The 7,409-nt window shown below is 40.5% G+C and carries 5 protein-coding genes; all 5 read left to right on the top strand.

The genetic code is table 11. The features are described 5' to 3' along the window. On the top strand, positions 1-1,141 hold a 1,141-nt coding region (locus RT445_RS22195), incomplete at its 5' end, for a phage baseplate assembly protein V (RefSeq protein ID WP_313471578.1). 15 nt (positions 1,142-1,156) lie between these two features. After that, positions 1,157-2,254, top strand: a complete 1,098-nt coding sequence (locus RT445_RS22190; RefSeq protein WP_274793679.1) for a pentapeptide repeat-containing protein — start codon at positions 1,157-1,159, stop codon at positions 2,252-2,254. Between the two features lie 50 nt (positions 2,255-2,304). Next, positions 2,305-2,802, top strand: coding sequence for a hypothetical protein (locus RT445_RS22185; protein ID WP_274793678.1), 498 nt, complete (start codon positions 2,305-2,307; stop codon positions 2,800-2,802). A gap of 86 nt (positions 2,803-2,888) precedes the next feature. Beyond that, the gene (locus RT445_RS22180; RefSeq protein WP_036075055.1) at positions 2,889-3,287 is read left to right on the top strand and encodes a DUF4280 domain-containing protein; all 399 of its coding nucleotides are present in this window, start codon (positions 2,889-2,891) and stop codon (positions 3,285-3,287) included. 29 nt (positions 3,288-3,316) lie between these two features. Next, a partial coding sequence (locus RT445_RS22175) for a DUF6531 domain-containing protein (RefSeq protein WP_313471577.1) occupies positions 3,317-7,409 on the top strand: 4,093 nt, incomplete at its 3' end.

The raw sequence follows: 7,409 nt of genomic DNA, 5'->3' as shown, positions 1-7,409 counted from the left end.
TGAATTAATCAATGTATGTATTGCCGATCAACCAGGCGCGGACTTTATGGACCATGTCACAAAGGGGGCTAGTCTTGGTAGCTTCACGATGCAATATTTAGAGACCGATTGGGAATTTCTTAAACGAATGGCATCGAGATTTCATACAGGCTTGGTGCCAGATACCATTCATGGGGCGGCAAAGTTCTACTTCGGTGTACCGTTTCAACCGGGCAACACACCAAAAATGGATGCCCTTAATTACCGAGTTAAAAAAGCAATCGGCAACTTCTTGATCTCTAGTAAAAATCATCTCGATAGCATTACGGATAGTGACTACATGTACTATGAGGTGGAGTCGACTCAATCATTCAAAATAGGTAATGAAGTTACTTTCCAATCAATGAAATTGTATGTGTATAAAATTGTCTCAAAGCTAAAAAATGGTTTATTAAAGCATATCTATACGTTAACACCACAAAATGGCTTTAGTGTCCACACGACTTACAATCAAGCTATTATTGGTGCCTCTATTCAAGGAAAAGTAATTGATGTGGCTGGGGACAAAATTCGTATTCATGTCAATTTTGATGAGGGACAAGAAAAGGACACGGCCTATTGGTTTCCATATTCAACAATCTATGCATCGGAAGATAATACAGGATGGTATTTTATGCCCGAGCTATCTGACAACGTTAGAATTTATTTCCCAAGCAATCGTGAGGATGAAGGGATTGCCATTAGCTCCGTATCAAAAGCACCTCCCCAATCCGGAGCAATGTTAGCAGCAACGAATCCTACTAGTCAAGATGGCGGTGGGCAATCAGGTGCTGCACCTTCAGAAGATAGTCGCCAAGATCCGATGCGAATGGCTGATCCAGATGTGAAAACACTGAGAACGAAGCATGGGAAACAAATTCTACTAGCACCTGATCGGATTGTCATTTCTGGTGGGGGATTAATGATTTCACTTATGGATGATAATGGTATTTCCATCATAAGTGATAAAAATATTAACTTAAAAGCAACAGATAAAGTCGTCATCAATGCGAAACAAATTATGATTAATGCAAATGAGAAAATTGAGATGACGTGTAAAGATAATTCCATCAAGATGGAAGATAAAATGGAAATTAAGGGAACGGAAGTACGAGCAAATTAGTGAGGAAGTGGATGCATGAAACGAGAAGAAGCATTACAGCATTTTATGGATGAATGCGTGTCAGTTCATGTCAGCCGATTGCAAGAGAAAGTTGTTCGACAGTTTCGCCAAAACAAGGAACTTTTGCTACAGCCAATCATTCACTCCCTTGAACAGCTGTTTGCGAATATTAGAGAGCAGCAAGGGCAGGGAAGATTAGCATCTGTTGCTTTTATTCATTTTTCATTGCTAAGAACGTCTTTGCTAGAAAACAAGTTTACGTATTTGCTAGAAGCCTATGGAGAAGCTTGGTATTACGAATGGACAGAATGCACGGCACAGTATGAAGCGGATTGGCTAAGTGAAGCAATTACAGAGTTACAAACAATACTTGAAAAAGAAAGAAAACCCTATCTCAGTATTCAAGCAGCGGACGTTCGAGTCATTATTCAGCAGACAGTTATCCTATTTCATCACTTTATCATTCAATTGATACGCTATCTCTTTCGCTATCAAAAAGAATGCGTACCAAAAATCAATTTTCAACGAACAGCGTGCTTACGTTTTCGTGTCGGTGAATATAAAGGGTTCAGTGAAGATGTTGCAATCATCGACGAACGGGAACGTGAGGAGAAGAACCTTCTCTTATGGTTAGAGAAAAAAGAGACCGACCAATCGTATACGTTTGAAAACTTCTCGAACCTTCCCTTACAGCAGATAGATTTCAATCAGATGGACTTTTCCTATGCGAATTTCAAAGAGAGTAATTTAGAAGGCTCCTCATGGAAACACAGTGTATGCATCGGTACTAGTTTTCAACAGTGTAGATTAGCCAATGCTGATTTTTCATATGCAGCCATTCAAGATGCTGATTTTCGACAGGCTAATTTAGCAGGTGCGAATTTTATTCATGCGCAGGGACAAACGCTAAGGCTTTCCAATTATGAAGTTGCGAGCTATCTTGGCACAGATTTCAGTAATGCAAATTTAGAAAATGCAAGATTTGAGTTTGCGCAGATGGCAGGTGCTAATTTTACAGGTGCCAATCTAAAAGGTGCAACCTTCTTTAAACGCGATCAAGAAAAGTATCTATTCAGCCCAGAACAGATAAAAGACATTCATTGGATTCATTAACTTTGTGCAAAAGTGATGTGGGAAAGCAATAGTGGTTACAGGAGGAAAAGATGGAGTATTTTATTCTGCGGCAAGATCAAAGTATTACCAATCCAATTATTCCTTTGAAGACAGACCTCGATGATGATTTTGTCTGTTCGTCTGTTTTGGGAGAAGTGATAGAAAAAGAGAATGCACTCTATTTGGATTATTTAGAAAAGCCTCGGAGAATCGTGTCTGAACAATTAAAAAAGTTATTAGTAAAATACGAGGATAATTTGGGATTTACAGCCATTGTTTTTACGGATGTTAAGAAAGGGACACAGCGCATCTATTGGCTATTAGACATTGTGAAAAAGCATTGTATTTCCCATGAAACGACGTATTATCCAGACGGACGTATAAAGGAGCTTGTGATTAACCCCAAAAAAGTGGAATTGGATTGTATTTTTCAGGTCGATAGCAAAAGGGAATCTTTTACCATCGTTAATTTAGATGTTGCAGAAAGTCTCTTAAGACGACCATTTCTTGGAATTCAGCTACAGCGTGTAAAGCTAGAGAGACGATAAACCATTCTAAAAAATTATAATGAAACACTGTTGCTACAGTGTTAACGCGAAATTGTTCACAAATAATCCGAAGGGAAGGATAGCAAATGGCTCAAGTTGTAGAAAATTTGGAGACAGAGGGTTCGGGACAAGAGCAATTTAGTTATGTGGTACATGGAGCAATCATTTCCTGTGAGCATGGTAGCCATCTGAATTATTTAAATTTACCACAGGATCATGGTGTTTATATAAAAGGCAAAGCCGTTATGAATGTAGGCGATCGAAATCCTGAAAATATCCCAACCTTTGGTGTTTGCTTGAAATTAAAAAAGCCTTGTACGCCAGCATGTTCCATCGACTGGATGGAAGGGATGGAAAATGTCAATATCGAGGGGAAGCAAGCGCTATTAAACCGTTGTCATACGCAATGCTCTGCAGGCGGAGGAAAAATCGATATAGTTCATGATGGACAAGAGGATTTGGAAATACCAAAACAAGGTTTTTAAAAAAATAATTGCTTGAAAGGAGGTAAGCAATGACAACGCTAGAAAAAAAGGAAGTCCACATGATTAGTACGTATGAGGATCTTGTGCTTGAATGGCCTTATCCTCTAATTCATTTAGATAAACTAACCATTAAACATAAAGGCAATGACCATGCGAGATTGTACTTTACAGGAATGATTGCTGAAGAGCAAGCACAAAAGTATATTCAAAGGGTCAGTCATACTGATGAAGTGGTTGTGAAATTTGGACGAGAGCAAGGTATTTTGTTTTCAGGACGAATAGAAAATGCAGAGTTACAGGCTGTTCAAGGGGTGCATTATGTCTTAGTTGAAGCGGTATCGTTTACAGCAAACATGGATATTGAGAAACGCTCCCGTTCTTTCCAAGATGCGAATATGACGTATGTAGAGTTAATGAATCATATTGTGGGAGCCTACCCTCATGGTGATTACATCGACCATGCTTCTAATAGCCAAGCCATTGGTCATATTTCCATTCAATACTTAGAAACAGATTGGGCATTTATTAAAAGAATGGCCTCAAATTTACATGCGGTTGTTTTCCCAGATTTAAAAGGAAAAGGTCCGCGATTTTGGTTTGGTACACCGCAAAGTAGGAAAAGCATATCAATCGACCATTTACCTTCCACATTACGTATGGATATCGATACGTATCGGCTAATTACTGAAAACGATGGCACTGATGTAAGCGAAATCGATTATACTTTTTGTGAGTTTGAAAGCACAGAGGCCTATGAGCTGGGCACTTCAGTCCAATTAAAAGGAAGATCCTATGTTATTACGGCTCGGGAAGTCTGTCTTGAGGGTGGTGTCTTAAAGTTTCAATATTCCGCCCAACCAGAGAAAAGTATTCGCCAGCGATTGGTACGCAATTTAGATCTTATTGGGGCAGCTTTTACAGGAAAGATCATCGATGTCACACAGAACACGGTGAAAATTCATTTGGATATCGATAAAAAACAGGATAAAGCAAAGGCCCATTGGTTTGCTTATTCTGCCGATGCGAATGGGGTTATGTATTTAATGCCTCAAATAGGAGCACGTGCCCAATTACATTTTCCGAGTGCAGTGGAAGAAGAGGCTATCGTTATTAGCTCTGTCCGGGTAGACCCAGTCACACCTGAGGGTGGTCAAAAGCAGACGAAGAAAATGGCGGACACGACCGTTAAATCATTAGCGACCAATGCTGGGAAAGATGTGACATTAGGTGTTGGGGATATTACCTTTAGTGCAGTAGATGGGGTATTGGACTTAAAGATGGATGATGGAGAAGGTGTAACATTTCTTAGTAACAGTACCATCATGCTTGCAGCGGATGAAACACTTGACATTAGCGGGATGAAAGAGCTATCTGTAGAGGCGGAAGAGTGGATTGCCATTTCAGCAAAGGAGCAAAGTCATGTAATCCTTGCCGCTGACACACAGTTAATCAGTACACTTATTGATCAGGAAGGTACGGAGAAGAAAAGCCAACCACCGAAGTTAAATGAAGAAGCAATCGAAGCTACGTCGAAAGTTGACGTCATTTTCCCCCAAAAGGCAGAGGTGAAAAAAGAGAAAAAAGGCTTTTTTAGTAGTTTATTAGATGGTGTAAGTTTGGCATTGGATGTAGCCGGATTCATTCCTGGTATAGGGACAATTGCAGATATTGCGAATGCAGGTATTAGTTTAGCGAGGGGAGACTATATGGGAGCAGCCATGAACTTAGTGGGTGCAGTTCCAATAGTTGGTGATGCAGCAAAAACAGCATATAAGGCCAAGAAAGCGGCCAAAGTGGCAGAGGCGGCGAGTAAAACGGCAAAGGCTGCGGATAAGGCAGTTGATGCCTCAAAAGCAGTAAAAGGACTGAAAGCAGCTTACACAAAAGTATCCAAGACGCTAGATACTGTATCAGCGGTAGCCAACAAAGGCTCAAAGAGCGTCAAGACAGCAGCAGATAAAGTCATCGCCTCGATGGACGAAGTGCTAGCTGTTTCGAAGGCAGTAGACGGTATGAAAGCAATGGCCAAAACAGAGCTAACGAAATTTAACCATGGGGTATTAAAGAAATTTAATTGTACAAAAGGGTTAAGTGATAAATTCTGTAAAAAAGGCTTTGAACCTGTTGATTTAATTACAGGACGAATGATATATGAAGGTGTAGACTTTGAGCTACCTGGACCAATCCCTCTTTCATGGGAACGAGCTTGGTACAGTGATAGTAGCAGGGTTGGCTTGTCAGGTCATGGTATGCACTTTATCTACGATCTTGCCTTAGAGATATTTGAGGAAGAAGACCTGATTGGGATTGTAGTAACAGATGGTCGTGCAGTCGGGTTTCCAATTTTACCAATAAATTTGCCATATTTTAATAAAAAAGAAAGAATGACCCTGATAAATATAGGGGAAGAGTATCATTTGTTTGAGCATGATACACGATTAATTTATGCATTCGAACAAGTAACAACAACAACATACCGATTAAAAGAAGTAAAAAATGAGCAAGAGCACAATCTTCAATTTGTTTATAACAATAAAGGTTTCCTATCTCAAGTAACAGATAGCGTTGGCAGAATTCTAGATGTTACGACCAATGAGGCAGGAAGAATGACAGAAGTTGCCTTACGTAATCAGAACAATCGTGAAGTATTGGTGCGCTATGTTTATAATGATGTTCAGGATCTAATCGAAATTCAGGATGCATTAGGTCAGAGCACGCATATAACCTATGTGAATCACTTAATGATGCAAAAAATCGACCGCAATAAAAATAGCTTCTTCTGGCGCTACGATGGCCCAACAACAGGGGCACGAGTAATCAAAACATGGGGAGATGGCAATGTTCTAGCAGGTGAGCTTGCCTATTTCGACGGCTATAATGAAATCACTAATAGTTTAGGACATACAAGCTATTACTATTTTAATGAAGATAACTTGTGTACGAAAATTGTCTATCCAGATGGCAGTGAAGTCAGCTATCAATATAATGAGGACTTTGAATTACTCCAAGAAGTAGATGAAGATGGCCGCACAACAACATTCAGCTATGATGAATGGGCAAATCCGGTAACCATCACTCTTGCAGATGGCAGTACATTATCCTCACAGTATGATACTAAGGATAGGCTCATTCAAGCAGTTAACGCAGAGGGCGGAAGTCGTCAGTGGATCTATAATGAAGACGGTACATTGCAGGCAATTATGTTAGAAGACGGTACAAAGACTGAATTTTCCTATAATGAGCATCATTTAATTGACACAGTGACAAATGCGCAAGGTCATATGGTAAGCTTAGCATATGATGCAGATTTGAACTTGAGCCAAGTGACATTACCAGACGGGACAAGCTCCACTTGGACATATGACCGCCGAGGTAACTGCATTAGTACAACCAATCCATTAGGGGCGACAGAGAAGTTCCATTACGATCACTTGAATCGCCTTGTTCGCGCAAATCTTTCAGATGGTAACGATGTGCAATTACAGTACAATGCCTATGACGATATTATTTTTGCGAAGGATAACCATACGCAAGTTGCCTTTGATTACACGATTCTTGGTAGCCTAACGTCTCGAAAACAAGGTGGTAAGAAAGTACAATTCACCTATGATACAGAGGAGCAATTAACCGCTGTGATCAATGAAAGAGGCGAAGCATATACGTTTGAACGTGATACGAAAGGCCATATCATCAAGGAAATCGGCTTTGATGATATGGAAAAAACGTATGAGCGAAGTCCAGCAGGATTGGTTCAGCGCATCCAACGTCCAGGAAATCGTTGGACAGCGTATCAGCATGATGATCTAGGGAATGTCATACGATCAGACTACTATGATGGCACATGGGAAACGTTTGCCTATGACAAAAACGGCTCGCTACGAGAAACGGAAAACGAGCATGTAACCGTCAAACTAGAACGAGACCCATCCGGCCAAGTCATCAAGGAGTGGCAAAATGACCAGTGGATTGCCAGTAGCTATGACGAGTTAGGCAATCGCTCCCAAATAACAAGCAGCCTCGGTGCCAAAATAGATGTCATGCGTAATGAGCTGGGCAATATCTTACAAATGACTGCCTCTCGCTCCGAGCAAGCCCAGTGGACAGCCTCGATGCAATACAATG

This window comes from Lysinibacillus sp. (assembly GCF_032093475.1).
Lineage (GTDB): Bacteria > Bacillota > Bacilli > Bacillales_A > Planococcaceae > Lysinibacillus > Lysinibacillus irui.
Note: the sequence above shows the minus strand (reverse complement) of the source record. Positions and strands in the feature narration are given on the sequence as shown.